The sequence below is a fragment of the Mesorhizobium sp. GW821-FHT04C10 genome (assembly GCF_059420305.1).
On sequence record NZ_JBWKTL010000001.1, the window covers coordinates 5,661,961 to 5,685,537 of the forward strand.

Sequence of the window (23,577 nt, forward strand, 5' to 3'; positions counted from 1 at the left end):
GGACGAGCGCTGGGCTCAGCCGCGTTTCTTCGCCCGGCCAGCGAACGGGTTGTCCGAGGTGCGCAGCGCGATGCGGATCGGCACGCCCGGCATGTCGAAGGCTTCGCGCAGGCTGTTGGAGAGATAACGCACATAGGATTGCGGCATCGCGTCCGGGCGCGAGCACTGGACCACGAAGCCCGGCGGCCGCGTCTTGGCCTGCGTGACGTATTTGACCTTCAGCCGGCGCCCGGCAACCGCGGGCGGCGGATGATGCGCCAGGATGGCTTCAAGCCAGCGGTTGAGCTTGCCGGTCGAGACGCGGCTGTTCCAGACCTTGTGGGTCCTCAGCACCGCGTCCATCAGCTTGTCGAGGCCGCGCCCTGTCTCGGCCGAGACCGGAACGGCCTGGATGCCGCGCACCTGCGGCAGCAGCCGCTCGGTCTTTTCGCGCAGTTCCGCCAGAAGCTCCTGCGGATGATCGATCAGATCCCATTTGTTGAAGGCGATCACCGGCGCCCTGCCCTCGCGGATGATCAGGTCGGCGATCTGCAGGTCCTGCTTCTCGAAGGGGATCGTGGCGTCGAGCACGATGATGACGATCTCGGCGAAACGGATGGCACGCAAGCCGTCTTGCACCGACATCACTTCCAGCTTTTCGTGGATCCTGGCCTTGCGGCGCATGCCGGCCGTGTCGAACAACTTCAGCCGACGGCCATGCCAGTCCCAGTCGACCGAGATCGAATCGCGGGTGATGCCGGCTTCCGGTCCGGTCAGCAGCCGCTCCTCGCCGATCAAGGCGTTGATCAGCGTCGACTTGCCGGCGTTTGGCCGGCCGACGACAGCGATGCGCATCGGCTTGGTGTCGTCGTAAGTGTTCACATCCTCGGCGTCGGGATCAGCAATGTCCTCGCCGATCAGCACCTCACCGGCGGCGATCTCGTCGTCTTCGCCATCTTCGTCTTCACCGAAGGCGCGGGCTTCGCCAAGTGCCGCGATCACCGCGTCGCGCAGATCGGGCATGCCTTGGCCATGTTCGGCCGAAACCGGGATCGGCTCGCCAAGGCCGAGTTCCCAAGCCTCCAGCATGCCGCCCTGGGCGCCTTTCGCCTCGGCCTTGTTGGCGACCAGAACAACCGGCTTGCCGGATTTGCGCACGATTTCCGCAAAGGTCCTGTCGTCCGGCAGCAAGCCGGATTTGGCATCGATGGTGAAGAAGATCAGGTCGGCTTCGTGTATGGCGATCTCGGTCTGCGCGCGCATGCGGCCAGGCAAGGTCGAGGCGGCGGCATCCTCGAAACCGGCGGTATCGATGACATCGAAATGCAGGTCATAGAGCTTGGCGGCATGGACACGGCGATCGCGGGTAACGCCCGGCGTGTCGTCGACAAGCGCCAGCTTCCTTCCCACCAGCCGATTGAAAAGAGTCGATTTGCCGACGTTAGGTCTGCCGATAATGGCGACTTTGAAGGTCATACGGTCCTACAATCATGGATGTCGTTGTCCCAAAACCGCTGCACACTTTTGGGCGACATGCATTTACGAGGCATTGCCCGAGCCGCGGATCAGCTCGGACATCAGCGTTGCCCGCTCGCGGGTGTTGCGCGGGGCGCCATCATCGGCGGCGATCTGGTCGAACAGTTTCAGCGCGTCCTGGGTCTTGCCTTCCTTCCACGCGGCAAGGCCGAGCGCCTCGCGTGCTGTATGGCGTAGCGTGTTGGTGTCCGATGTCAGCGCCTCGACGCGGCTGGACACGTCGGCGAAGGAGCCGTGGTCGACGAGCAGGAGCGCTGCCCGCAGCCGGGCCATGTCGCGAATGCCCTGGGGTATGGCGGTGTCGGCGGCGACTTCGTCGAAGTCCTTGACGGCGGCATCGGTGTCGCCCTTGCTCGCCTTGACGGTGGCGGCGCGCATGCGGGCAAGCAGGGGATAGGCGCCGTAGCCGTCCTTCTCGAGCTGGTCGAGCGCGGCCAGCGCCTCGTCGTTCTTGCCGTCATTGGCAAGCTTCAGCGCCTGCGAGAACGCGTCACCGGAGCGGTTGGCGCGCGTCTCGTCCCAATAGCGGTAGCCGACGAAAGCGGCGGTGCCGAGCACCACCAGGGCCGCGATGACGATCAAGGCGGGGCCAAAACGGTCCCACAGCTTCTGCGCCTGCTCGCGACGGATCTCGTCATTGACTTCACGGATAAAACTGTCGTCGGACATCAATCAAAACCACTTTTGCCCTGGGCCGGGCGGTTCATGAGCCCGCGTTTTAGCGAAATTTTGTCGGCATGGAAGGGGTTCAGCCGGAAAATCGCCTATTCCCCAGGGCAAACGGACAAAAAGGCCCAATCGCACCCACGCCACATTTCGGGGATAGCCGGCTTGCTGACCGCCCGGAGCCTGTAAATTTGCCGATGCCTTGTTTGTCTCGCGTTGTTGCGTTCTCTCTTGCCTCGCTCGCCGCTGCCGGCGCAGCCCTGGCCGACCCACCCGCACCAGCAATGCCGAAGCAGGTGGTCATCATCTCCTTCGACAGTGCCCGCGACATTTCGCAATGGAAGCGCAGCCGGGCGCTGGCGCAGCGCACCGGCGCGCATTTCACCTATTTTCTGTCCTGCGTCTTCCTGCTGTCGCCGGAGACGCGCAAGGAATACACCGCACCCGGCAAGACACCAGGCAAATCGAATATCGGCTTTGCCGCCTCCAAACAGGAAGTGGCCGAGCGGCTGGAGCAGATCGGCCTTGCCGCCCATGAGGGCCACGACATTGCCAGCCACGCCTGTGGTCATTTCGACGCCAAGGACTGGAGCAAGGCCGACTGGGCGAAGGAGTTCGGCTCGTTCGAGCACATTTTCGAGAACGCCTATGCGATCAACGGCATTATGCCCGAACCGGATGGCTGGCGTGATTTCGCGCGACACGCCGTTGTCGGCTTCCGCGCGCCGTATCTGTCAACGAACAAGGCGCTTTACGAGGCCTTGCCCGCCGCCGGCTACCAGTTCGACGCCAGCGGCGTCTCTCAGGGCCCTGCCCTGCCGCCGACCGTCGGCGGCATCACCCGCTTTTCACTACCGCAAATCCCGGAAGGGCCGAAATCACGGCCGGTGATCGCGATGGACTACAATCTCTATGTCAGGCATTCCGGCGGTTTCGAGCGGCCGAGCAAGGCGGGCGAATTCGCCGACCGGACCTATCAGGCGTTTCGAGCCGCTTTCGACACCCAGTATCAGGGCAAGCGTATTCCGCTGGAACTCGGCTTCCATTTCACGCTGATGAATGACGGCGCGTATTGGGACGCGCTGGAGCGCTTTGCCGGCGAGGTCTGCGTGAAGGCCGATGTCGAATGCATCAGTTTTCGCGATTATGTCGCGCGGCAAAGCGCTGGCCAGAGGCAGCCAACGGTCGGCGGCTGAGCCGCCAACCCGCTCGGACCAAACCCGATCGTCTCAAGCCGGATCTTCGGCGCCATGCCTTGCCAGATAACGCTGGTCGATCTCGGGCAGCGGCTCGCCTAGGAGCGTGGCCTCGAAGGCGCGCAGGCGCTTGTGGACCGACTGGAGCTCGACGATGGTCGACCAGGAGGTGAGCAGAAACTGCAGCGAACCCGTCACCTTGCCAAAGGCGTTCGAGATCTGGTTCAGCGCGCCGAACGTTATCTTGTGGGCGACGAGCGACGGACCCAGGATCAGCAGGGAGAAGATATTGTCGGCCTGCAGGTAGGTGTACCGGACGACGTTGAAATAGATGTAGTGGAAATAGAGCCTGAAATAGTTGTGCCTGACATTGGCGAACAGCTCGGCGGTGGTGGCAGGCTGTGCACGATCCGCATGATCCTCGCCGTAAACCAGTTCCTTGCGGTAAGCGGCCTCGACGCGCTGGTTACGGAACTGCAGCCCCGGAAGCTTCAGGCCGGCTATCATCACCGAGATCGTTCCGAACAGACACCAGGCGAGTGCCGCGACCACCAGGGGCTGGGGGATCGCGCCGATGATCGGCAACTCGCTGATATGGGCCTGCAACTGGATCATGACCGGGAGGAAGGCGATCAAGGTCATGATCGACTGCACGAAGCTGGAGCCGAGATCTTCCATGATCTGCGAGAACCGCATCGTGTCTTCCTGGATACGCTGCGAGGCACCCTCGATATGGCGCAACCTGGCCCAGTTCTCGATGAAGTAGTTGTTCATCGCCGTGCGCCAGCGGAAGATCCAGTGGCTCACGATAAAGGCATTGACCACCTGCACATTCATGCCGACCAGCGCGAGCCATGAGAAATCGGCCAGTCCGGTATAGAATTCAGCGTTGGTCGATTTGCCCGTCCCTGACATCAGCCCTTGCACATAGTCAAAGAACGGTCCGTACCAGGCGTTGACGGCGACGCTGACCTGCACATTGAAATAGATGAAGAACAAGATGACCGCCGTCATCAGGATCGACCAGCGTTGCCAGGGATGCGGCGAATACCAGCTCCAGAACGCGTAGAAGATGGCCACGCACACCACGAAGTAGATGTAGAACCAGAGGAACGGCTTCGACACCAGGACGGCAATGCCGATGATCGGCGGCGCGTCGGCGGCCGCCGCCGGCAGGCCGAAAACGGCGCCCAATTGCTCACCACCGAAAAACCAGAACAGGATCGCCGCAAGGCTCCAGATGGCGGCCGAAGAAAAGAAGAGCTTCGGCTGCGGGAAGAAGGATACGAACACTGGGCGAATTCCTTGCTTTAGGCGCAAATCAGCTGACAACAGCGGGCATAAAGTCACACATTAGAGGGAAAGAAAATGCCTGCCCGATGCCCGGTGCCAGCAAGACCACAATCATGGCGATTTTGGCGCGGCCGACCAGGTGACGGCGCCGGAGACCACCAGCATGGCCGCGGCGAGGAGCGAAGCGAGGAAGAAATCACCTGATATCTGCGCCAAAAAACCGGCAACGATCGGGCCGATGATCTGGCCCAGGCCGAACGACGCCGTCATCAACGCAAAGATGCGCCGGGGCGCCTTTGGTGCCTGCTGGCGGGCGGCCTGCAAGCCAAGCGCGGTGATGGCAATGAAGGTGCCGCCGAGCAGCAGGCCGCCAAGCAGCGGCCCCGAATGTCCGCCAAGCGCCACGCTGGCGGTGACGCCGATCACTTCTATGAAACATGCCAGCGCATAGGCGGCGTAGAGGCCAATCCGCGCGGCGATCTTCTGCCAAAGCCACGTCGAGGGAAAACCGGCAAGGCCGGCGACCAGCCACACCATGGCCTCGAAGACGCGGCTGCCGCCGCCCTGGCGGACGATGGCGACCAGGAATGTCGCGGTCACCACATAGCCAAACCCGAACAGGCCGTAGGCGACGATGATCTTCATCAGCGACCGGGCTTTCGGCAAGGCCGGCTCACGGGCGGCTTCGCCGTTAACGAGCGGGCCTTCGTTCGCCAGCAGCGCCACGACGACCAAACCGCAAGCCGAAATCAGAGCCGACCACAACCAGCCCGCCGCCCAGCCGGCATGTTCAGTGACCAGCACCGCCATCATCACCGCCGAGATCGCCATGCCGAGCCCGACACCGCCGAAATGCCAGGCCTGCAGGTCGCCACGACCGGCGGCATTGATGTGGCTGAAGACGATGCTGGCCATGAAGACCATGACGAAGGCGCTGGCCAGACCCGCCAGAAAGCGGATGAGGAGAAAGGCGGGCATGGCGTCGGTCAGCCCCATCAGCGCGGCCAGGACAGTGCTGGCGCCGAGGCCCGCCAACATCAGCAGACGTTCGCGGCCATGCGCCCAACCACCGGCCGCGGCAAACGCGCCGACGAGATAGCCGAGATAATTGGCGGAAGCGATCCACCCGGCATTGGCCGGCGACAGATGCAGCTCTTCCATCATGCCGGGCAGGATCGGCGTGTAGACGAAGCGGCCGATGCCCATGGCGACGGCCAGCGCGATCATGCCGGCGACGGTAAAGCGAAGCTCTGCTGAGGTCGATTTCATTGCGGCGCACAATAAATGCCGACGTCGCTGAAACAACCCGCCTTTCGTTGGGCCAATACGACCGCCAATGCGCCACGCTCTGTCCGACATTTCCTCGAGCCGGACCGCGTGGCCTCGGCTCAGCGGCGTTCACCCAAACCGGCATGGGGTGAGCAGGTCTCGTGCTCGGTCCGCCGCGCCGTCAGCCTGAACGGCATGTCGCCGAGCTCGCGCTCCGACATGGTGTTCAGCACAGGATGTGAAAGCGGGTCTGTCAGCCATCCCTGCGCCTCGCTCCCAGAGCGAGGCGCGCACAAGGTATTCGTGGCGAACATGCCCCTCAGCGACGACACCATCCTCAACATTTCCGGCTCCGCGGGTCTGTCTCCCATCAACAAAGTCTGCCGTTCCGATGTGAGTTTCAATTGAGATTTCGGCCGGACCAGTTTAGAAAATCTCAAATGGCCATGCTCAATCGCGTTCATCTCAACGGCCTTCGGGCCGTCGAAACCGTTGCCCGTCTCGGCTCGCTTGCAGCGGCCGCCGGGGAGCTCAACGTTTCCGTCAGCGCCGTCAGCCAGCAGATAAGCCGCACGGAAAAGCAGCTCGGCCAGGCGCTGTTCGAGCGCACGGCCAGCGGTCTCGTGCTGACCGAATTCGGCGCCGTCTTCGCGACCCGCCTTGGTGCTGGATTTCGCGAGCTTATCCAAGCCGTGGCGCTGGCAGACGAAGCGACCCAATGCACCCTGGTGGTTTCGGTGGCGCCGGCCTTTGCCTCGAAATGGCTGCTGCCGCGACTGTCGCGTCACTTCGACCGGCATCCCAATGTGCTGCTGCGCATCGACGCTTCGGTGCGGCTGGCCAATCTGGACCATTCCGACATCGACATCGCCATCCGGCTTGGCGATGGCAAATGGCCTGGCGGGCGCGCGGAACTGCTTCTGGCGCAGGAGGTTTTCCCGGTCTGCGCTCCTGGCATCGCCATGAAACTGAGCTCGATCGAGGACCTTGCCCAGACCTGCGCCATCACCGACGAGCGGGCGATGATCAACTGGGACAGCTGGTTCGCCGCCGCCGGTGTTCCACCCGTCACCTTCCAGAAGGGCGCCCGCTTCACCGATCCGATGCTATGCCTGGAATCGGCGATTGCCGGCCATGGCGTGATGCTGGGCTGGCAGTTGCTGGCGGCGGATGCGCTGGCCGATGGACGGCTGGTGGCGCCGTTCGGAATCCGTGCACAGAGCGGGCTCGGTTACTGGCTGGTGACCTCGTCGACGAAGGCGGAAAGCCGCAAGGTCCGGGACTTCAAGATCTGGATCAAGGAAGAGATCGAGGCGACGATGGCGCAATTCGGATCGGCGACTACAGCTCCCGCCGGCGCGATCGCGGTGGAAAGCACCGCGTCACCGGTCTATGTAGAGTCGGATATCCAACTACGGCAGGCAGGATCATGACCACACATTCGCGCGGCGTTTCCGCAACGATCGACCCGGTGAAGCTCGACAGGCTGGCGGAAGTCGCCATCAAGGTCGGGCTGCAATTGCAGCCGGGACAGGATCTGGTGCTGACCTCGTCGATCGCGGCCCTGCCGCTGACCAGGCGCATCGTCGAACACGCCTACAAGGCCGGCGCCGGGCTGGTGACGCCGATCTTCAACGACGACGAGATGACGCTGGCGCGCTACCGCTTCGGCGCCGACGCCGGTTTCGACCACGCCGCCGGCTGGCTCTATGAAGGCATGGCGAAGGCCTTTTCCAACAATGCGGCCAGGCTTGCCGTGCGCGGCGAGGATCCCTCGCTGTTGTCGGCGCAGGACCCGGCGAAAGTGGCGCGCGCCAACAAGGCGAATTCCATGGCCTACCAGCCGGCGCTGGAAAAGATCACCGGCTTCGACATCAACTGGAACATCGTCGCCTATCCGGACCTCGCATGGGCCAAGCAGGTTTTTCCCGGCGATGCCGACGATGTCGCCGTGGTCAAGTTGGCCGATGCCATCTTCGCCGCCTCGCGGGTGGATGTGGAGGACCCGATCGGCAACTGGAAGGCGCACAATGCCGCTCTGCGCGGCCGCACCGAATGGCTGAACGGCCATAATTTCCATGCGCTGCATTTCACCGGGCCTGGCACCGACCTGACGGTCGGGTTGGCGGACGGCCATGAATGGATGGGCGGCGCCTCGACCGCCAAGAACGGCATCACCTGCAATCCCAACATCCCGACCGAAGAGGTCTTCACAACGCCGCATGCCAGGCGGGTCGAAGGCTACGTCTCCTCGACCAAGCCGCTGTCCTATCAGGGCACGCTGATCGATGACATCTCGGTGCGTTTCGAAGGTGGGCGAATCGTCGAGGCCAAGGCTTCGAAGGGGGAGGATGTGCTGAAGAAGGTGCTCGACACCGACGAGGGATCGCGCCGTCTGGGCGAAGTCGCGCTGGTGCCGCATTCCTCGCCGATCTCGGCCAGCGGCCTGTTGTTCTTCAACACGCTGTTCGACGAGAATGCCGCCTGCCACATCGCGCTCGGCCAATGCTATTCGAAGTGTTTCGTCAACGGCGCCTCCCTCAGCCAGGACGAGATTGCGGCCCGGGGCGGCAACAAGAGCTTCATCCACATCGACTGGATGATCGGTTCGGACAAGATCGACATAGACGGCGTCCACAAGGACGGCAGCCGCGTGGCGGTCATGCGCAAGGGCGAGTGGGCCTGACGGTTTGCCAGCCTGTGAGGGCAGGATGACTTTCGATATCGCGGTCAAGCGCATCTACGAAGCACCCGACAAGGCCGATGGCCAACGGGTGCTGGTCGATCGCATCTGGCCGCGCGGCGTCAGCAAGGAGCATGCCGCGCTGGCGCTGTGGCTGAAGGAGATCGCGCCGAGCGACGAGCTGCGCAAGTGGTTCGGGCATGAGCCGGCGCGCTGGGCGGAGTTTCGGGAGCGGTATCGCGTTGAGCTGGATGGAAATGACGAGGCGGTGGCGCAACTGCGCGGTCTGCTTGGCGAGGGCAAGGTAACGCTGCTCTACGGCGCGCATGACGAGGCGCACAACAATGCGGTGGCGCTGGCGGGGTATTTGCGCGGGACGGGTTGAAGCGGCTGACATTTCTGAGGTCGGCGGGACAGCGCCCCCCTCTGTCCTGCCGGACATCTCCCCCACTTGGGGGGAGATCAGCAGCTTCGGCGCCGCAGATCCCTTGCAGCGTAACTGATTGGCGAAGGCCACGATGACATCCAATCTCCCCCCTCGTGGGGGAGATGTCCGGCAGGACAGAGGGGGGCGCCGGCCCGCGACGGGCGAAGGCGAAGGTCGCCCCTACTTCCCGACCGCCTGCTCATAAACATCCGGCTTGAAGCCAACCAGAACCCGGTCGCCAACCTCAAGCACCGGCCGCTTGACCATCGTCGGCTTGGCCAGCATCAACGCCTTGGCCTTCCTCTCATCGAGGCCCTGCTTGTCGGCGTCCGGCAGTTCGCGGAAGGTCGTGCTGCCCTTGTTGAGCAGCTTTTCCCAGCCGACCTTGCCAACCCAGCCATCAAGCCGCTTGGCGTCCAGCCCCTCCGCGCGAAAATCGTGGAAACGATAGGCAACGTCATGGCTCTCCAGCCAGACGCGCGCCTTCTTGACCGTGTCGCATGTGGTAATGCCGTAGATCGTAGTCGTCAAAGCGCGTTTCCCTTGGGCTGGCGGTCGAATCCGCCCCACAACCTAAAACCGCCCTTCCCGCATTGCCAGCGCCCAGGCCCGTAACCGCGGAATTTTTGGGGCTTGCCAATACTAAGGAATTTTCCTAAGTATTTTTAGGCCGCTTTTGACAGCGCCTCAGGATCGATCAATGACAAGCCTCCAGACCGCCAATCCGAGCCTCCCGCCGATCGACGGCATCTTCCGCGCGCTTGCCGATCCGACGCGGCGCCGTGTCGTCGAGCGGCTGAACCGCAGCCCGGCCTCGGTCAGCGAACTGGCGCAGCCTTTCGAGATGGCCCTGCCCTCCTTCATCGAACATCTCAAGGTGCTGGAAGGCTGCGGGCTGGTGCGATCGGAAAAGATCGGCCGCACCCGGACCTACCAACTGGCACCCGAGCCCCTGAAGCTCGCCGAAAACTGGCTGGCCGAACAGCGGACACTGTGGGAACGCCGCCTCGACCAGTTCGACGCCTATGTGATGACCCTCAAGGAGCAGGAAAAATGAGCTATCCCTTCAAGCCCGATCCCAGGCTGGACCTCGTGCTGGAGCGCGTCATCGATGCGCCGCGCGAATTGCTGTGGCGGGCGTGGACGAAGCCGGAGCATGTCAAGCAATGGTTCACGCCGAAGCCGTGGATGATCACCGACTGCGAGATCGATCTCAAGCCAGGCGGGTTGTTCAGGACACGCATGCAGTCGCCCGACGGAAAGGAGGTCAACGACCGCCGCTGCTGCTATCTCGACATTGTGCCGAACGAGCGGCTGGTGTGGACGGATGCGCTGCTGCCGGGCTATCGGCCGTCAGGCGAGCCCTTCATCACCGCGGTCATTTCCCTCCAGCCCGATGGCCGGGGCACGCGCTACACCGCCACCGCCATCCACCGCGACGAGGTGACCCGCAACAATCACGAGGAGATGGGCTTCTTCGATGGCTGGGGCACGGTGGCCGACCAGCTTGCCCAGTATGTGAAGACGATTTGAGCCTCTCACATGGCGGCCAGGACGGATGTCCCGGCCGCCATGCTTGTTTCTCGAAGCGAAGAGCCTGCTCCGAAGTCGGAGGTATCTCTGCTGCCTCAGTAGTAAAAGCGCTCTTCGGTGATCTTGCCGTTCTTGACCGTGTACAGGCCAACCTCATCCATGGTGACGCGCTCGCCGGTGGCCTTGGGCGTTACGTCGAACTTGAAGCGCACCGCGAACTGGTCGCCGTTGACATAAGGACCCTCGACCGAGCCACCATGGACCTCGTGGTTCTCTTGCCACCATTGGCCCTTTTGCTTGAGAGCCTCTTTGCCATGGGCCACCGCCATCGGCCCCTCCATGGCTTCGTAGCTGACGATATCGTCGGCGTTGTATTTCTCGCCAGCACCGGCGTGATCACCCTGCTGGAGCAGCTCGGTGAAATCCTTGGCAATTTCCGCGATAGTCATTTTGTGTTCCTCCTGTTCAGACGCACTCGAAGTAGGGAACCGCTTGCCGGCCCGCCACCCTTGCTCGCATGACAGCTGACAAGCTGTGTCAGGACGATCGATATAGCGCGGCTGTGTGACGATGATTTTCTCACATACCGGCCAGGGAATCGTCCTGACCGGTCAATTGCCAACGTCCACATTCATCGTAAACGCCCTTGCCGATGAGACTGTGGATCAGCACAAAATCCCGCACCAACCAGTTGACTGGATTAATGGTCCGTTCGCGGATTTTGGGCACACGCGCTTCATCTCGAAGCAGCGTGACATGCGGTTCAATGGACTTTGTGAGAAAGCATTTCAACGGGCTGTCGGAAATCAGCGCAGTAAGCTTGCGCCAGAATTCTTGTAGCGCCGGATTGCTGCCACTGCCGCCGCGCAGAACAAGCGAACCACCGCCAAAAGCCGACAAGCGATCGAAGGAAACCTCGAAAGGTTTTGCAACGATCATCGAGCCTATACGGCAGGCGGTTTCGACCAACTCCTTCGGAAACCCGTCATGGTCGCCGAGACCGACGAGCGAGATATGGATGTGATTTTCCGGAACAAACCAGCCTTGCAGCCCCAGCTCGCGATCCAGGGCGACGGCCTTCCGCGCGAGAGGGGCGGCAATAGCGTTCTCGGCAAGGACGGCGAAGAATATCCGGTCGTCGAAATGTCGCTCGAACTCTTCCCATTGGAAAAAGGTCTGGCCGTTCCTGGCGGTTCCGAATGCAGGTTGCCCACTCATAACTGAACTCGACCGGCAAATTGTATCCGATCGGAAATTTTAGAACAAAAAGAGAACACGTCAAGCGAAAACGGATGGACACCGGTCCTTCCAGCATGTACCCGCGCAACTGTGCGGCGACCTTGCGAAGCCGGTCAGGCTAGCCCGGCAACATAGGGCAGTTGGCGCCACGGCGCAGGCTGATATGCGCCACGTCGCCGACGCTGAATTGAAAGCCCTCGGCCTGGCGCGGGGCATCGATGACAACAGGCGCGCCTTTTTCGAGTTCGGCATGCAGGCGCAGCGTGCGGCCGTGAAAGACGATGCTGTTGACACGTGCCGGCGCCGTGTCGGGCGCGGCCTCGGTCGTCGCCAGCAGATCCTCCGGACGCACGCCGATGGTGCGCACCTCGCCTTCGCCGGGTGACTGGCCGGTTTCGGAAATGGCCTCCAGCGGCAAGGTGCCGGCGGTGAAACGCAGTCGATCGCCATCGCGGCCGACAAAACGTGATTGCAGGAGATTCATAGTGCCGATGAAGCTCGCCACGAACTTGGTTGCGGGCCGATCATAGAGGGTCGCCGGCGGCGCGATCTGCTCGATGCGGCCCTTGTTCATGACGACGATGCGGTCGGAGATCGACAGCGCCTCGGTCTGGTCGTGGGTGACCATCACGAAGGTGGTACCAAGCCGCGACTGCAGCCGCTTCAACTCGACTTGCATCTGTTCGCGCAGATGCGCGTCCAACGCCGACAGCGGCTCGTCGAGCAGGAGCACGCGCGGCTCGCAGACGATGGCGCGGGCGAGCGCGACGCGCTGGCGCTGGCCGCCCGACAGTTCCAGGACGCGAGCGCGAAGCTTGTCGGCGAGACCGACCATCTCCAGGGCTTCGCCGACGCGCTTCGCCTGCTCGGCGCCGGACAGTTTGCGCAACGACAGGCCGAAGCCGACATTTTCGGCGACGTTCATATGCGGAAACAGCGCATAGTCCTGGAACACGGTGTTGACCGGCCGGTCGAAGGGCCGAAGGGCAGTGATGTCACGACCGTCGAGCAAGACCTTGCCGCTCGACGGGCTTTCGAAGCCGGCAATGACACGCAGGCTGGTGGTCTTGCCACAGCCGGACGGCCCGAGCAGCGTGATGAATTCGCCGCTGACAATGTCGAGATCGACGGCATCGAGCCCGACGATGCCACCTGGAAAAACCTTGGAAACCGCCTGCAGCCGGACGAGTGGATCAGGCGCCATCGCGAACCTCGGACGGCTTCGTGGTGTTGACCCATAGGATCTGGCACTGCTCTGCGCCGGGATTGCGGAAGGCGTGCAAAAGCGTGCTCTTGAAAGCGAAACTGTCGCCGGTCTTCAGCCCGTATCTTGTCGAATCCACCACCAGTTCGACCTCGCCCGAAAGCACGTAGCCGAATTCATGGCCGGCATGGGCGTAGGCTTCCGCCGTGCCGCCACCGGCTTCCACGGTCACCAGCATGCCGGTCAGCGTCGCGCCGGGCGGCGATAGCAGTGCCTTGGCGATGCCTTCGGATTTCACCGGAATCGCGCGGCGGCTGTTGGCGCGCACGCAATAGAGATCGTTGACGGCCTCGTTGCCGTCGGCGATCAGCGCCGAAGGCTCGATGTCCAGCGCGGCGGCGAGCGGCCAGATTACCTTGACCCGCAACGAGGACATGCCGCGCTCGATCTGGCTGAGCGCGCCGATCGACACGCCTGCCCTTGCGGCCAGTTCGGCCAGCGACAGGCGGCGCTCGAGCCTGAGCGCCCGCACGCGCCGGCCGACCCGCACATCGGCATCGTCCTTCGGCTTCTCCGCCGCTTCGTCAAGAACATCCATGCATTCGTCCTCGTTTGCTTCTTCCTTCTCCCCTTGTGGGAGAAGGTGGATCGGCGCGTAGCGCCGAGACGGATGAGGGGTGGGTGACGGATCACCGTCGGTGCCAAGCTGGAGCACCCCTCATTCGTCGCCTTCGGCGGCACCTTCTCCCACAAGGGGAGAAGGAAGAACCAGCGTCAGCCGCCAGCCTTCACTTTCTCGAACATCTTCGCCACATCGTCGTTCTGTTTCATCGGGCCGGTGAAGATGGTGCTCTTCAGCATCACCTCGGGGTCGGACGGCAGTTGCAGCTTCTCCAATTCGTCCTTCGCCACGCCGGCGAAAGCGGTGCTGAGCGAGCTGCCATAGCCATAGGACTGGATCAGGAATTTGCCGGAGTCGGCGTCGAGCCGGCTGTTGATGAAGTCGTAGGCGAGATCGACATTCTTGGCGTCCTTCAGCATGACGAAGCCGCAGGCCCAGGTCAGCATGCCTTCCTTCGGCTTCATGAACTCGACCGGCACGCCCTGCTTCTTCAGCGACGTGGCCGATGCGTTCCAGGTCATGGCGGCGACCAGCTGGCCGCTGGCCAGCGCCTGCTCGACCGAGGTCATGTCGGTGGTGTAGCTCGACAGCAACGGGCGCTGTTCGCGCAACTTTGCCGCGACCTTGTCCATCTCAGCCGGCGTCATGTCGAACGGGTTCACGCCGGCGAGAAGTGCGGCCACGATGGGTGTGTCATGGACGGCGTCGATGGTCGCCATACGGCCGGCATATTGCTTGTCCCAGAGCAGGTTCCAGCTCGCCTCGGGATTCTTCACCAGATCGGTGCGATAGAGGATCGAGGTATTGCCCCAGTCCCAGGGCACCATCCAGACCTTGCCGTCGCCGGCTTGCAGGTCGGGCAGGTTCTTGAACACCGGGAAGATCGAATCCCAGTTCTTGATGCGCTTGGTGTCGATCGGCTGCAGCAGGCCTTCCTTGTTCCAGCGCGCCACCTTGTCATAGCAGGGATGGGCGATGTCGGGACGGAAGCCGGCCTTGACCTTGGTGAAGGCATCGTCGTCGTCGCCGAAGATCGAGGCCTCGACGCCATCGGGATGCGCGGCAAGGAAGCTTTTGTTGAAGTCGGGCAATTCGTAACCCGACCAGGTGAAGTACTGCAGTTTTTCGGCGGCCAGCGTCACGGTCGAAGACAGTGCGAGCGCCAATGCCGCGAGGCCGGCCCGCGCCTTGTGTCCGGTTATCGATTTCAGGAATGCCATTTTCGTTCTCCTCTTGGTTGTTATGGTCAGGCTGGATTGCGGCGCGCCGCACCGAGCCCGCGATGGCGCAGGATCTCGGCGGTACCGGCGACGATGAAGGAAACCGCCAGGATCACCGTCCCCAGCGCCATGACGGTCGGCAGCGATCGGGGGAAGCGCAGTTGGCTCCAGATGTAGAGCGGTAATGTCGGCTCGGTTCCGGCGAGGAAGAAGACGACGATGAATTCGTCGAAGGAGATCAGGAAAGCAAGCATGAAGGCCGACAGTACGGCCGGCAGGCTGAGCGGCAGCATGACGCGCCGGAACGTGGTCCAGTCGGAAGCGCCAAGGTCGAGGGCCGCCTCGCGAACGGTCTTGGGGATGGCGGCGAAACGGCTGCGCATGATGACCACGGTGGTCGGCAGAGCCACCAGTATGTGGCCGAGAACGATGGCGATGCGCGATGGCCCGAGGCCGATCAGGTTGACAAGGATCAGCAGCGATATGCCGACGATGACGCCGGGGATGAGGATCGGCAGCCGTGCGATGGCGCTGATGGTGGCGGCCAAAGGGGAGCGGCCATAGAGATCCATATAAGACACGGTGATGCCGCACAGCGTGGCGCCCGAAGCCGCGACAACGCCGATGACGAGGCTGTTGGCGAGCGCGCCCGAAAGCGCCGGATTGCCGTAGAGCGTCGCATACCATTGCAGCGTGAAGCCCTGCAGGGGAAACGCCGCCTGGATGGAATCGTTGAAGGAAAACAGCGGGATCAGCAGGACCGGCAGATAGAGGAACACCAGATAGGCAAGTACGTAGGGGCCGAGCCAGCGGCCATCCCGTTTCGTGCCGGCGCGTTCGGCCCTCATGTGCGGCTGCCAAATCTGCGGTCGGCGCCACGCGCCACCAGCACAACGAGGAGGATGACCAGCATGACGCAGACCGAAAGTGCCGCGCCGAACGGCCAGTCATTGGCCTTGCCGAACTGTGACTGGATCAGCGTGCCGATCATGGTGCTGGCCGGGCCGCCGACCATGGCCGGCGTGACATAGTCGCCGACCGTCGGCACGAAGACGACAAGGGCCGCGGCCAGAACGCCGGGCATGGAGTTTGGCAAAACGACGCGGCGGAACGCGGTGAACGGCCGTGCGCCAAGATCGGAGGCGGCCTCGAGCAGCGATTTCGGGATCGTGTCCAGCGCCACATAGATGGGCAGGATGGCGAACGGCGCGTAGGCATGAGCGAGCGTGACGACCACCGCCGCCGGCGTGTTGAGGAAGGCCAGCGTGGGCTCGGACCAGATGCCGCTTTCGATCAGCGCCGAGTTCAAGACGCCATTATAAGCCAGCACGATCTTCCAGGCGAAGACGCGCAGGAGATAGCTGGTCCAGAACGGCAGCGTGACCAGGAAAAGCAGCAGGCCGCGCCGATGCCCGGCATGGAAGGCGAGGTAGTAGGCGACGGGATAGGCGGTGACGACGGTTGCCAGCGTCACCAGGCCGGCAATGACCAGCGAGCGCAGCGTCACTGTCCAGTAGAGCGGATCGGTTGCCACGGTGGCGAAGTTTTCGACGGTCAGCCCAACGCCGAGCAGCGAGCCGTCATTGCCGCGGAAGGCGAGGAACAGCACCAGGCCAAGCGCAAACAGGATCAGCAGGAACGTGACTAGTGCCCCCGGCAGCAGCATGGCGAGCCGGAAGCCCGACAAGGACCGGGACTTGGGCACCTCTGCTGCAACCAGGGTCGACATGGACTTGCCCATCGAGATTTTGAAATTGGCTAAGATTTTTTCATATTTGTGAAACTGTCAAGCGGAATCCCGCTGGCAGAAATGGCTGCGATCAACGCCTGAATTCGCCGAGACCGTAGCCGCACGGGCTTACGTGTCCCGCATGAAAATCCATTGAGCGTTTCATGTTCTTGAAATAGCTCGTGGTTTTGTGGCGCCTGGCGCAGACCGGCTGTCCCGGATCCGGAGTTTCACAGCCAAAGCCCGGCACCTTGGATCACCATCGATGGGATAGACCTTTGAGCGGAATCCGGTGAAAGTGCCGCGCCGATCCGGCAAGCCGCATTTTCGATGATCAGAGGATCCCACGCATGACAAACCCGACGCATCTGCCCACCCAGGGCCTTTTTGTCGGCCGCGCCAGGAGTGGCGATGTCTCGCATCCCATGGTGGTCACGGTGCGTGACGGCACCGTCTTCGACATCACGTCAAGCGCGGCGCCAACCGTGCGTGATGTCTGCGAAATGGCCGATCCGGCAGGGCATGTGCGCGCGGCCAGGGGCAAGCCGATCGGCTCGCTCGATGACATCGCGGCCAACAGTTTCGAGGCCAGGCGCGGTCCGGCAAGACCGCACTTCCTCTCCCCTGTCGACCTGCAGGCGGTCAAGGCATCGGGCGTCACCTTCGTCGTCAGCCTGCTCGAGCGGGTGATCGAGGAACAGGCGCGCGGCTCCGCGGAAAAAGCCGATGCCATCCGCGCCGACATTGCCGGACTGATCGGCCATGATTTGTCGAAGCTCAAGCCCGGATCGCCGGAGGCCATGGAGATCAAGGCCAAGCTCATCGTGCGCGGCGCCTGGTCGCAATATCTGGAAGTGGGCATCGGCCCCGATGCCGAGATCTTCACCAAGTGCCAGCCCATGGCCTCGGTCGGCTTCGGCGCCGATGTCGGCCTGCACCCGGTGTCGACCTGGAACAATCCGGAACCGGAGATCGCCATGATCGCCGCCTCGAGTGGCAGGATCGTCGGCGCCACCATCGGCAACGATGTCAATCTGCGCGACGTCGAAGGGCGCTCCGCACTGCTGCTTGGCAAGGCCAAGGACAACAACGCCTCCGCATCGCTTGGCCCCTTCATCCGCCTGTTCGACGAGACGTTCTCGATCGACGATGTAAAGCAGGCCGTGGTGCGCCTGAAGGTCGAGGGCGAAGATGGGTTCTCGCTGGAGGGCGCAAGCTCGATGGCCGAGATCAGCCGTTCACCAGAAGAGCTTGTTGCCGCAGCCATGGGGCCGCACCACCAGTATCCGGATGGGCTGGCGCTCTATCTCGGCACCATGTTCGTGCCGTCGAAGGACCGCGGCGAAAAGGGCAAGGGCTTCACCCACAAGGTCGGCGACATCGTCACCATCTCGTCGGAAAAATTCGGCGCGCTGGTCAACCGGGTGCGGCTGTCGCCTGATTGCCCGCACTGGACCTATGGCGCCAGCCATTTGATGCGCGACCTGGCGAAAGCCGGTCTTATCTAGAATCTCTGCCCAAACGGCCGCAATCAACATGATTTTGTGCGGAACCGGATGAAGGCGGACGCAATCCGCTTCAAGATCGCGGTGCGGTCGGGAAGGCGCTCCGATGTCCAGTTCTCCGATCCTGTTCGTGCGCAACGTCGCCAGGTGCTTTGGCGGCACGGTCGCGCTCGAAGACATGAACCTTATGATCGAGCGCGGTTCGATCCACGCGCTGGTCGGTGAAAGCGGTGCCGGCAAATCGACGCCGACAAAGGTGCTGGCGGGCTGAGCCCCCCTCACCGATCATCCGGCTGCCCTGAAAAGTCACCCCAACTGATGCAATCTGATGGGTCTGCTGATGGCGGCGCGTCAGGCGCCAACTACATCTGAAGATGGAGGCTTGCCATTCGTCGAAAAAGGGAATGCTCTTAGGTATCCGAGCGGCGCTGGCAAAAGACGCAATCCGGCCGAGCCGGAACAAGGGACGGATCATCTTCAACCGGGAGGAAATGAAATGCTGACAAGACTGAGACTTGTGCTCTATGGCCTGCTGGTCGCGCTGACGGTCATTCCCGCCGCGGCGCAGGCCAAGACCTTCTACTGGATTTCACATGGCGGCCCGGCCGACCCGGTCTGGACCTACTTCCTGGCCGGCGCCAAGCAATGGGCCAAGGACACCGGCAATACCGTCAACACCTCGTTCCACAATGGCGATGTCGCCTCGCAGCAGGAAGCGGTTCGCGCCGCGCTGTCGGCCAAGGCCGACGGTATCGTCACCACCAGCCCCGATCCGGGCAGCCTTGTCGAGATCGTCAAGGAAGCCCGCGCCGCCAACATCCCGATCATCAACTTCAACACACCCGATCCCAAGGCCAATTTCAATGCCTATGTCGGCGGTGACAACGTCACCTTCGGCAAGCATTGGGCGCAGTATCTGGTCGACAAGGGCCTGGTGAAGAAGGGCGACTTCGTGTGGATGCCGGTCGAGATTCCCGGCGCCACCTATGGCGTCCAGGAAGAAGAAGGCATCAAGAGCGTGTTCGGACCGCTCGGCATCACCTATGAAGTGACCGAAGCGACGCTCGACCAGGCCGAGGTGATCAACCGCATGGTCGACTACCTCACCGCCCACAAAGGCAAGGTCAACGCCATCATCGGCCTCGGCGACCTCGTCACCGGCTCGATCAAGCGGGTGTTCGACCAGGTCGGCGTCAAGCCGGGCGAAATTCCGGTCGTCGGCTGGGGCAATTCGCTCGACACCACGCAGGAAGTGCTGAACGGCTATGTCAATGCCGGCCAATGGCAGGACCCGCAGGCGACCAGCTATGTCGCGCTGTCGCTCGCCAACATGGCCGCGTCAGGCATTCCTCCGGGCTTCAACGTCATCACCGGCGCGCTCTACGAAAAGGACACGGCCGGCATCTACGACAAGATCCTGTCCGGCAAATAACCGCGATCCTGGCGCCGCACCGTCCTGGCACGCGGCGCCAGGTTTCCCTTGCGCCGCGACTGGCTCGCCCGATGCGGTGGAGATCGCGGCCCGTTCCAACCATGTCGCGGGTTCCCTGTGGAAAATCATTCGCTCATCCAACGCCTGATCGCGCGGCCTGAATTTGGTCCCTTCGTGCTGCTCGTCGTCGAGATCGGCGTTTTCTGGGGCTTCAACCATGACTTCCTGTCGCCGCAGAACATCTCCAACACGCTGGCCTTCACCGTCGAGCTCGGCCTGATCGCGCTGGCGATGACGTTGCTGATGACATCAGGCGAATTCGACCTTTCCGTCGGCTCCCTGTTCGGCTTTTCGCCGGTGCTGATGTGGACGCTGTTCAACAGTGGCGTCACCTCGCTGGAAATGGGCTTCGTCGTCGCGCTGCTGGTCGCCGCCCTGATCGGCCTGGTCAATGGCTGGTTCGTCACGCAGCTCAAGATCCCGTCCTTCCTGGTGACGCTCGGCATGCTCTTGGTGGTGCGTGGCAGCGCCCTTTTCATCACCGACGGTTTTCCGCAGCGCACCTGGAGCGCCGAAGGCAGCTGGCTGGCGGAAGCGCTGGTCGGCGACTTCTTCATCGGGCCGTTCCGCATCTACATGTCGCTGTTCTGGTTCATCGCCGCGGCGATCGCGCTCGGCTATGTGCTGACGCAGAGCCGGACCGGCAACTGGATCCAGGCGGCGGGCGGCAATCCCAACGCGGCGCGGGCCCGCGGCGTCAACGTCAACCGCGTCAAGATCGGCCTGTTCGTGCTCTCCTCGGTCATGGCTTCGCTGGCCGGCGTCATCTCCTCGCTGCGCACGTCCGCGGCCAATCCCAACAGCGGCACCGGCTACGAGCTCGAAGTCATCGCCATGGTGGTGATCGGCGGCACGGCGCTGACCGGCGGGCGCGGCACCATCATCGGCACCGTGCTCGGCATCCTGATCCTGCGCGTGATGCGCAACGGCATCGTGCTGATCGGCGTGCCGGGCCTCGCCTACAACATCTTCATCGGCGCGATCATCCTTGGCATGATGGCGCTCCACTCATGGCTGGAACGCCGGCATCAGGCAGGGACTTGAACCATGGCCGAGCCATTGATCCGCATGCAGAACATCCGCAAGTCCTATGGCCGCGTGCAGGCGCTCGAGGACGCCAATTTCCATGTCAATGAGCGGGAGATCGTCGGCCTGCTCGGCGACAACGGCGCCGGCAAGTCGACGCTGATCAAGGTGCTCTCAGGCGCCGTGCCGCTGACCAGCGGCGACATCTTCATCCGCGGCAAGAAGGTGACCTTGCGCAGCACCAGCGACGCCATCGCCCAGGGCATCGAGACGATCTACCAGGACTCGGCACTGGTCACGCAACTGTCGATCGCCCGCAATTTGTTTCTCGGGCGAGAGCCGATCAAGCCGCCGCGTTTCCTCAACCGCATGGACCAGGAGGCGATGAACACTGTCGCCCGCGACCTGCTCAAACAGGTCGGCATCTCGAAGAACATCCCGCCGACGACGCCAATCGGCTCGCTGTCGGGTGGCGAGCGCCAGGCGGTGGCGATCGCGCGCGCCATGCATTTCGACAGCGACCTCATTATCCTCGACGAGCCGACCAACAATCTTGGCGTCGCCGAAACGCAGGGCGTGCTGAGCTTCGTGCGCAACGCCCGCGATTCCGGCCATTCCTGCATCTTCATCGCGCACAACATCCATCATGTCTTCCAGGTGGTCGACCGCATCGTCGTCATGCGCCGGGGCAAAGTGGTCGCCGACGACATCGACCCGAAGAAGACGACCGTGACGGAAGTCGAACGGATCATCACCGGCATGTCGGACAAGGAAATCCGCGACGCCGTCGCCGACGGCAAGCCGTCACACTGAGGACGGGCGGAAGCCGTCTTGTCGAGGCAGCCGAATGCGCATCGCGGTGATGGGTGTCGATCACCCGTCACTCATATCTCATCGGCCGCCAAATCGCTTGTCTGGCGCGCCACCGCATCGGCGCATAGGGTTACGGCATGAAGGCCACGGTCTCCGATATCGCCAGGAACTGCGGGCTCTCGACCGCGACGGTCGACAGGGTGCTCAACAATCGGCCGGGAGCAAGCGCCGCAAACCGGCAGCGCGTCATGGAGGCCGCCAAGCAGCTCGGCTATCTGCCGGTCGCCGATCAGGTGACGCTTCCCTCGAAACCTGCAAACCTCGAATTCTTCCTGCCGATCGGCAGCAATGCCTTCATGCAGGATCTGGCAAGACACATCGAGGACTATGCATCGCGCCTGCCGCTGGTCGCCTCCTGCCGGATCCACAACCTCGCCGGCATCGCGCCCAATGCGCTGCAGAGCGCCGTCGAGAACCTGTCGCTGAGGGCCAATGGCGTCGGTGTCATCGCCATCGACCATCCGCGAACCCGCAACATCCTGCGCGACATTGTCGACGCCGGCATCCGCCTGGTGACGCTGGTGTCCGATATTCCGGCCGCTCCCCGCTCGGCCTATGTCGGCATCGACAACCGCGTGGCGGGACGGACCGCCGCGCTCTTGATGGGACGCTTCCTCGGCGGCCGCGAGGGCCATCTTGCGATGGTCGTCGGCTCGCGCTCCTATCGCGGCCATGAGGAGCGTGAAATGGGCTTTCGCTCCGTGCTTGGCGAGGAATTTCCCAACCTCACCGTGACCAGTGCCGTCGAGATCAACGATGAGCCGGATGCCAGCTATGCCGAAACCATGAAGGCGCTGCACAACGAACCGGAACTGCTCGGCATTTATTGTGTCGGGGCCGGACGCTCCGGCGTTGCAAAAGCCATCCGGGAAGCCAGGCCCAACCGCAAGCCGGTCTTCATCTGTCACGACCTAACGAGAGAAACGCGCGGCTACCTCGTCGACGACCTCGCCGATGTCGTCATCGACCAGAACGCCAGGCTGATCGCCGAACAGTCGGTCATTCGCCTGCTGGGCTCCATTGCCTCATCGGCCCCCTACCTGACGCGAAAGTTCATCGAGCCACGACTGATCTTCCGGGAAAACGTTCCGGTGCAATGAGAACGCATTTCCCCGCTTTGCGGGCGGCACGGCAAATCTGCACAGCAGCTATGCACAATTCATTGTTGCCGAATCATTGGGCAACTCGTAGCTTCTGGTTGTCGGCCATCTACTCCTCCCAGATGCGATGCCGACGCTGAATGGGGTGCACCTCCTCCCGCACCACATTCGAAATCGAGCCCGCTGCCACCTCCTCCCGGCAGCGGGCTTTTTTCGTTCAGCCATCAGGAGTAGCGGCACAGCCGACGCCAAAGGGCGCACGGCATCGCCTCGGTCATATGACCGGCAAACCACCGACAGAGGCGGCGGAACTCAACCGGCGGCGGTGCCCCGGAAGGAAACGATCAGCCCTTCGGCCATGCGCACGAACTGCGTGCTCGGACCTTCGGCGCCCACCGTCTGCACGCTGACACGCGCGCCCTCGAACAGCAGCGACAGCGTGTCGGCGAGCAGTTCGGCCTGACCAATGCCCGCATCCCGGCACAACGTCACGAGGCGCTCGCGCTGAGCCTCCTTGAGTTCCTTGATCACCAGCCTGGCTGGATGGTCCGGCTCGGTCAGCTCGGCGGCGGCATTGGCCATGTCGCAGCCACGGCCGTCAGCATTGAGCATCGCGGCCGCCTTACGCACCCAGGCATGCAACTGCGCGAGCTTGTCGCCAGGAAATTCGGCCTCGAACGCGTCCCACATGGCGCCGGCCTTGGCCGCGTTGGCGCGCAGGCACTCGACGATCAGCTCGTCCTTGGATTCGAAGTGACGATAGAGCGTCATCTTGTTCGTGCCGGCAGCTTCGGTAATGGCGTCGACGCCGACGCCCTTGATGCCGTGCTTGTGGAACATGTCGCGTGCCGTCTCGAGGATTCGATCCCGGGGACGAGAGCGCTCCACGACGCCGTCTGTCATCATGATCTCCTTTCGTTTCCAAAAAACCCTCGGCCACCCCTTGACTAGGGTGTTACCGGTCTGTAACTTCCAGCATGTTACT

26 protein-coding genes are annotated in these 23,577 nt (G+C 62.9%); 13 read left to right on the forward strand and 13 right to left on the reverse strand.

Annotated elements, in window-relative coordinates:
- Positions 1-15: 15 nt before the first annotated feature.
- Both der and AC07UC_RS27625 read right to left on the reverse strand, forming a co-directional pair.
- Entirely contained in the window at positions 16-1,455 is a 1,440-nt protein-coding gene (der, locus tag AC07UC_RS27620) for a ribosome biogenesis GTPase Der (RefSeq protein WP_140769024.1), read from the reverse strand.
- A gap of 63 nt (positions 1,456-1,518) precedes the next feature.
- Positions 1,519-2,184, reverse strand: coding sequence for a tetratricopeptide repeat protein (locus AC07UC_RS27625; protein WP_494908036.1), 666 nt, complete (start codon positions 2,182-2,184; stop codon positions 1,519-1,521).
- 194 nt (positions 2,185-2,378) lie between these two features.
- Here AC07UC_RS27625 and AC07UC_RS27630 point away from each other — a divergent pair, with 194 nt between their 5' ends.
- Positions 2,379-3,377 carry a polysaccharide deacetylase family protein gene (locus AC07UC_RS27630; protein ID WP_494908037.1) on the forward strand — a complete coding sequence of 333 codons (999 nt, stop codon included), beginning with the start codon at positions 2,379-2,381 and terminating at the stop codon, positions 3,375-3,377.
- Positions 3,378-3,410: 33 nt separating this feature from the next.
- Here the strand turns inward: AC07UC_RS27630 and sbmA are convergent, their stop codons facing one another.
- A complete protein-coding gene (gene sbmA / locus AC07UC_RS27635) occupies positions 3,411-4,670 on the reverse strand; it encodes a peptide antibiotic transporter SbmA (RefSeq protein ID WP_140769029.1) in 1,260 nt (419 codons plus the stop codon).
- 111 nt (positions 4,671-4,781) lie between these two features.
- Positions 4,782-5,939: a YbfB/YjiJ family MFS transporter gene (locus AC07UC_RS27640; RefSeq protein ID WP_494908038.1), complete on the reverse strand. Its 1,158-nt coding sequence runs from the start codon at positions 5,937-5,939 to the stop codon at positions 4,782-4,784.
- A gap of 15 nt (positions 5,940-5,954) precedes the next feature.
- Between AC07UC_RS27640 and AC07UC_RS27645 the strand changes: the two genes are divergently transcribed.
- From AC07UC_RS27645 to AC07UC_RS27660, 4 genes are read left to right on the forward strand one after another with little or no spacing between them, the layout of a single operon-like run.
- Entirely contained in the window at positions 5,955-6,347 is a 393-nt protein-coding gene (locus AC07UC_RS27645; RefSeq protein WP_494908039.1) for a hypothetical protein, read from the forward strand.
- A 32-nt stretch (positions 6,348-6,379) separates the two neighbouring features.
- Positions 6,380-7,372, forward strand: a complete 993-nt coding sequence (locus tag AC07UC_RS27650) for a LysR substrate-binding domain-containing protein (protein ID WP_494908040.1) — start codon at positions 6,380-6,382, stop codon at positions 7,370-7,372.
- Complete coding sequence (locus tag AC07UC_RS27655; RefSeq protein ID WP_494908041.1) at positions 7,369-8,625, forward strand: aminopeptidase; 1,257 nt, start codon at positions 7,369-7,371, stop codon at positions 8,623-8,625. The genes AC07UC_RS27650 and AC07UC_RS27655 overlap by 4 nt, the downstream gene beginning before the upstream one ends.
- Before the next feature lie 25 nt (positions 8,626-8,650).
- On the forward strand, positions 8,651-9,007 hold the full coding sequence (locus tag AC07UC_RS27660) for a DUF488 domain-containing protein (protein ID WP_140769035.1): 357 nt from the start codon (positions 8,651-8,653) through the stop codon (positions 9,005-9,007).
- 222 nt (positions 9,008-9,229) lie between these two features.
- Here the strand turns inward: AC07UC_RS27660 and AC07UC_RS27665 are convergent, their stop codons facing one another.
- Positions 9,230-9,580 (reverse strand): ArsC family reductase, encoded by a 351-nt coding sequence (locus tag AC07UC_RS27665; RefSeq protein WP_494908042.1) that lies wholly within the window; start codon positions 9,578-9,580, stop codon positions 9,230-9,232.
- Between the two features lie 169 nt (positions 9,581-9,749).
- Between AC07UC_RS27665 and AC07UC_RS27670 the strand changes: the two genes are divergently transcribed.
- Both AC07UC_RS27670 and AC07UC_RS27675 read left to right on the forward strand, forming a co-directional pair.
- A complete protein-coding gene (locus AC07UC_RS27670) occupies positions 9,750-10,106 on the forward strand; it encodes an ArsR/SmtB family transcription factor (protein WP_140769042.1) in 357 nt (118 codons plus the stop codon).
- Entirely contained in the window at positions 10,103-10,582 is a 480-nt protein-coding gene (locus AC07UC_RS27675; protein ID WP_494908043.1) for an SRPBCC family protein, read from the forward strand. The genes AC07UC_RS27670 and AC07UC_RS27675 overlap by 4 nt, the downstream gene beginning before the upstream one ends.
- A gap of 95 nt (positions 10,583-10,677) precedes the next feature.
- Here the strand turns inward: AC07UC_RS27675 and AC07UC_RS27680 are convergent, their stop codons facing one another.
- The 7 genes from AC07UC_RS27680 to AC07UC_RS27710 all read right to left on the reverse strand — a co-directional run bounded on the left by AC07UC_RS27680 (position 10,678) and on the right by AC07UC_RS27710 (position 16,596).
- Complete coding sequence (locus tag AC07UC_RS27680; RefSeq protein WP_494908044.1) at positions 10,678-11,031, reverse strand: SnoaL-like domain-containing protein; 354 nt, start codon at positions 11,029-11,031, stop codon at positions 10,678-10,680.
- Positions 11,032-11,161: 130 nt separating this feature from the next.
- Positions 11,162-11,800, reverse strand: a complete 639-nt coding sequence (locus AC07UC_RS27685) for a 2'-5' RNA ligase family protein (RefSeq protein WP_494908045.1) — start codon at positions 11,798-11,800, stop codon at positions 11,162-11,164.
- A gap of 139 nt (positions 11,801-11,939) precedes the next feature.
- A complete protein-coding gene (locus AC07UC_RS27690) occupies positions 11,940-13,025 on the reverse strand; it encodes an ABC transporter ATP-binding protein (protein WP_494908046.1) in 1,086 nt (361 codons plus the stop codon).
- Entirely contained in the window at positions 13,015-13,623 is a 609-nt protein-coding gene (locus AC07UC_RS27695; protein ID WP_494908047.1) for a cupin domain-containing protein, read from the reverse strand. The genes AC07UC_RS27690 and AC07UC_RS27695 overlap by 11 nt, the downstream gene beginning before the upstream one ends.
- A 176-nt stretch (positions 13,624-13,799) precedes the next feature.
- Entirely contained in the window at positions 13,800-14,867 is a 1,068-nt protein-coding gene (locus tag AC07UC_RS27700; protein ID WP_140769055.1) for an ABC transporter substrate-binding protein, read from the reverse strand.
- A gap of 26 nt (positions 14,868-14,893) precedes the next feature.
- Positions 14,894-15,715, reverse strand: a complete 822-nt coding sequence (locus tag AC07UC_RS27705; RefSeq protein WP_494908048.1) for an ABC transporter permease — start codon at positions 15,713-15,715, stop codon at positions 14,894-14,896.
- Complete coding sequence (locus AC07UC_RS27710; RefSeq protein WP_494908049.1) at positions 15,712-16,596, reverse strand: ABC transporter permease; 885 nt, start codon at positions 16,594-16,596, stop codon at positions 15,712-15,714. Before AC07UC_RS27710 ends, AC07UC_RS27705 begins: the two co-directional genes overlap by 4 nt.
- A 350-nt stretch (positions 16,597-16,946) precedes the next feature.
- On the opposite strand from AC07UC_RS27710, the gene AC07UC_RS27715 reads away from it, so the two are divergent.
- The 6 genes from AC07UC_RS27715 (at position 16,947) to AC07UC_RS27740 (ending at position 22,592) form a co-directional block, all read left to right on the forward strand.
- The gene (locus AC07UC_RS27715; RefSeq protein WP_494908050.1) at positions 16,947-18,104 is read left to right on the forward strand and encodes a fumarylacetoacetate hydrolase family protein; all 1,158 of its coding nucleotides are present in this window, start codon (positions 16,947-16,949) and stop codon (positions 18,102-18,104) included.
- A gap of 103 nt (positions 18,105-18,207) precedes the next feature.
- Complete coding sequence (locus AC07UC_RS27720) at positions 18,208-18,372, forward strand: ATP-binding cassette domain-containing protein (protein WP_494908051.1); 165 nt, start codon at positions 18,208-18,210, stop codon at positions 18,370-18,372.
- A gap of 225 nt (positions 18,373-18,597) precedes the next feature.
- Positions 18,598-19,533, forward strand: a complete 936-nt coding sequence (locus AC07UC_RS27725) for a substrate-binding domain-containing protein (RefSeq protein ID WP_019856893.1) — start codon at positions 18,598-18,600, stop codon at positions 19,531-19,533.
- A 117-nt stretch (positions 19,534-19,650) separates the two neighbouring features.
- Complete coding sequence (locus AC07UC_RS27730; protein ID WP_140769067.1) at positions 19,651-20,637, forward strand: ABC transporter permease; 987 nt, start codon at positions 19,651-19,653, stop codon at positions 20,635-20,637.
- A gap of 3 nt (positions 20,638-20,640) precedes the next feature.
- The gene (locus AC07UC_RS27735; protein WP_172351453.1) at positions 20,641-21,432 is read left to right on the forward strand and encodes an ATP-binding cassette domain-containing protein; all 792 of its coding nucleotides are present in this window, start codon (positions 20,641-20,643) and stop codon (positions 21,430-21,432) included.
- A 137-nt stretch (positions 21,433-21,569) separates the two neighbouring features.
- Positions 21,570-22,592: a LacI family DNA-binding transcriptional regulator gene (locus AC07UC_RS27740; protein ID WP_140769071.1), complete on the forward strand. Its 1,023-nt coding sequence runs from the start codon at positions 21,570-21,572 to the stop codon at positions 22,590-22,592.
- Positions 22,593-22,904: 312 nt separating this feature from the next.
- Here AC07UC_RS27740 and AC07UC_RS27745 read toward each other — a convergent pair whose 3' ends face one another.
- Positions 22,905-23,495, reverse strand: coding sequence for a TetR/AcrR family transcriptional regulator (locus tag AC07UC_RS27745; RefSeq protein ID WP_202323401.1), 591 nt, complete (start codon positions 23,493-23,495; stop codon positions 22,905-22,907).
- Between the last annotated feature and the right edge of the window lie 82 nt (positions 23,496-23,577).

Excerpts from the sequence above, each read along its gene's own strand:
- AC07UC_RS27670 (WP_140769042.1), top strand. The coding sequence starts at position 9,750 with ATGACAAGCCTCCAGACCGCCAATCCGAGCCTCCCGCCGATCGACGGC.
- AC07UC_RS27625 (WP_494908036.1), bottom strand. The coding sequence starts at position 2,184 with ATGTCCGACGACAGTTTTATCCGTGAAGTCAATGACGAGATCCGTCGC.
- AC07UC_RS27700 (WP_140769055.1), bottom strand. The coding sequence starts at position 14,867 with ATGGCATTCCTGAAATCGATAACCGGACACAAGGCGCGGGCCGGCCTC.
- AC07UC_RS27680 (WP_494908044.1), bottom strand. The coding sequence starts at position 11,031 with ATGACTATCGCGGAAATTGCCAAGGATTTCACCGAGCTGCTCCAGCAG.
- AC07UC_RS27630 (WP_494908037.1), top strand. The coding sequence starts at position 2,379 with ATGCCTTGTTTGTCTCGCGTTGTTGCGTTCTCTCTTGCCTCGCTCGCC.
- AC07UC_RS27735 (WP_172351453.1), top strand. The coding sequence starts at position 20,641 with ATGGCCGAGCCATTGATCCGCATGCAGAACATCCGCAAGTCCTATGGC.
- AC07UC_RS27715 (WP_494908050.1), top strand. The coding sequence starts at position 16,947 with ATGACAAACCCGACGCATCTGCCCACCCAGGGCCTTTTTGTCGGCCGC.
- AC07UC_RS27710 (WP_494908049.1), bottom strand. The coding sequence starts at position 16,596 with ATGTCGACCCTGGTTGCAGCAGAGGTGCCCAAGTCCCGGTCCTTGTCG.
- AC07UC_RS27640 (WP_494908038.1), bottom strand. The coding sequence starts at position 5,939 with ATGAAATCGACCTCAGCAGAGCTTCGCTTTACCGTCGCCGGCATGATC.
- AC07UC_RS27645 (WP_494908039.1), top strand. The coding sequence starts at position 5,955 with ATGCCGACGTCGCTGAAACAACCCGCCTTTCGTTGGGCCAATACGACC.
- AC07UC_RS27685 (WP_494908045.1), bottom strand. The coding sequence starts at position 11,800 with ATGAGTGGGCAACCTGCATTCGGAACCGCCAGGAACGGCCAGACCTTT.
- der (WP_140769024.1), bottom strand. The coding sequence starts at position 1,455 with ATGACCTTCAAAGTCGCCATTATCGGCAGACCTAACGTCGGCAAATCG.
- AC07UC_RS27740 (WP_140769071.1), top strand. The coding sequence starts at position 21,570 with ATGAAGGCCACGGTCTCCGATATCGCCAGGAACTGCGGGCTCTCGACC.
- AC07UC_RS27675 (WP_494908043.1), top strand. The coding sequence starts at position 10,103 with ATGAGCTATCCCTTCAAGCCCGATCCCAGGCTGGACCTCGTGCTGGAG.
- AC07UC_RS27655 (WP_494908041.1), top strand. The coding sequence starts at position 7,369 with ATGACCACACATTCGCGCGGCGTTTCCGCAACGATCGACCCGGTGAAG.
- AC07UC_RS27745 (WP_202323401.1), bottom strand. The coding sequence starts at position 23,495 with ATGACAGACGGCGTCGTGGAGCGCTCTCGTCCCCGGGATCGAATCCTC.
- AC07UC_RS27720 (WP_494908051.1), top strand. The coding sequence starts at position 18,208 with ATGTCCAGTTCTCCGATCCTGTTCGTGCGCAACGTCGCCAGGTGCTTT.
- AC07UC_RS27705 (WP_494908048.1), bottom strand. The coding sequence starts at position 15,715 with ATGAGGGCCGAACGCGCCGGCACGAAACGGGATGGCCGCTGGCTCGGC.
- AC07UC_RS27660 (WP_140769035.1), top strand. The coding sequence starts at position 8,651 with ATGACTTTCGATATCGCGGTCAAGCGCATCTACGAAGCACCCGACAAG.
- AC07UC_RS27690 (WP_494908046.1), bottom strand. The coding sequence starts at position 13,025 with ATGGCGCCTGATCCACTCGTCCGGCTGCAGGCGGTTTCCAAGGTTTTT.
- AC07UC_RS27650 (WP_494908040.1), top strand. The coding sequence starts at position 6,380 with ATGGCCATGCTCAATCGCGTTCATCTCAACGGCCTTCGGGCCGTCGAA.
- AC07UC_RS27725 (WP_019856893.1), top strand. The coding sequence starts at position 18,598 with ATGCTGACAAGACTGAGACTTGTGCTCTATGGCCTGCTGGTCGCGCTG.
- AC07UC_RS27695 (WP_494908047.1), bottom strand. The coding sequence starts at position 13,623 with ATGGATGTTCTTGACGAAGCGGCGGAGAAGCCGAAGGACGATGCCGAT.